The following is a 1,226-nucleotide window of genomic DNA, read 5'->3' as shown; positions in this document are numbered from 1 at the left end:
TGGCGGCGGTGCCGAGGCTTACCAAGATGCGGCCAAGGAGCTTTTCCCTAAGAGCAGGATCGTACTGCCCAACGAATCCGTGGCATCCAATGCCAGGGGCTTCTGGTTCTGCGGCTGATAGATAGGAGGTCGTTGTGGCTGGTAGCAAATGGGATGGAAAAATATCTAATCTGAACATATCGGAGCAAGCCTTTCCGGAGCTCTATCGTGAACTGTCCCAGATGCAGCATAAGGCGCGTAGTGATCGGCTCCGCGCCCTTGCTCTATTGGGTCTTTATTCTCTTCGATTTTCTGGCAACATTGGGTCTTTTGAGCAACAGAGTTCAGAGAGTCAACCTGCACAGCATCAAAATTCGCCAGTGCAGACTGACGCAAAACTGAACTCTCAACGTGATTCACTTAAAGGAAAACTGATGGGCTCCGTATGACATGAAAGACCACGAGGAGTTCTCTACGCTATCAGCGGCTGAACGTAGAGAGTTAATAATCGCAGAGTTAAAGCGTAAAAGCCGCATTCGCACCCTGTTGCGAGGACTCCCGTTAGATGAAGTTCGGGAGATCATTGACAGAATGAAGGGCGTTCTCAATGAACTGGAGGAAGAGTACAAAAAGCGAGAAGAAGAAGAAAAAGAAAAGCGAGCTCAGGCTGAGCGAATAATGAGCGACATGGAATCCTGCGGTGTGGACATCGGCTTGCTCAACGAAATGTTCACGAGCAGATCAGAACCTGATAATGCTAAATATTCAAAAGACGGAGTTTCGTGGAGTGGGCAAGGACGTCGCCCGGATGCTTTCAAGGGGTTGGGAGCTGTCGAGCTGGAGCGCTACCGTATCCCACAGAAGAAGTAAAAAAATGAGCGCCGCAAAGTTTGGGCGCTCATCTTCTGGTCCGAAATGTCATAGTCTACTCAAGCACACTCTTTCTCCCCACCACCATGCCTTCCTTGTTCTTTGCAGAACGGACATTCAACGCAGGTTCTTTGATTAACAGAGGTGAAGTACGTACACTTGCAGTTGTCGCACACCTCCAGCATTGCGTCCCCACTTCTCAGCTCCGAAGCAAGACACCAGGCATCAGTAATATCAAACGGAGCCCACCGAGCACCTTTCATTCCGGGCACTTCTTTGCGGATTGCGTGATACATTCTAAATGCCTTGTTCAAGGCTTTGATGTTCACAGACCGCAACACGGCTTCTCCACCAATGTTGAAGTAGAGCTGCATTAG

2 protein-coding genes and 1 pseudogene are annotated in these 1,226 nt (G+C 49.6%); 2 read left to right on the top strand and 1 reads right to left on the bottom strand.

What is annotated here, in order from left to right; genetic code table 11:
* Positions 1–134 precede the first annotated feature (134 nt).
* Together R7Z49_RS23395 and R7Z49_RS23390 are read left to right on the top strand one after the other, a co-directional pair.
* Positions 135–428: a hypothetical protein gene (locus R7Z49_RS23395; RefSeq protein WP_000919078.1), complete on the top strand. Its 294-nt coding sequence runs from the start codon at positions 135–137 to the stop codon at positions 426–428.
* A 1-nt stretch (position 429) separates the two neighbouring features.
* Positions 430–849 carry an H-NS family nucleoid-associated regulatory protein gene (locus tag R7Z49_RS23390; RefSeq protein ID WP_000651490.1) on the top strand — a complete coding sequence of 140 codons (420 nt, stop codon included), beginning with the start codon at positions 430–432 and terminating at the stop codon, positions 847–849.
* 59 nt (positions 850–908) lie between these two features.
* Here the strand turns inward: R7Z49_RS23390 and R7Z49_RS23385 are convergent.
* A pseudogene (locus R7Z49_RS23385) lies at positions 909–1,226 on the bottom strand (FlhC family transcriptional regulator); the annotation flags it as partial.

Origin of the sequence: Vibrio sp. 1562 (assembly GCF_033340155.1) — a bacterium.
Lineage (GTDB): Bacteria > Pseudomonadota > Gammaproteobacteria > Enterobacterales > Vibrionaceae > Vibrio > Vibrio alginolyticus.
This window is presented reverse-complemented; position numbering and strand designations above follow the sequence as displayed.

What these genes read in the sequence shown, in the direction of transcription:
- R7Z49_RS23390 (WP_000651490.1), top strand. Translation starts at nt 430, where the DNA reads ATGAAAGACCACGAGGAGTTCTCTACGCTATCAGCGGCTGAACGTAGA.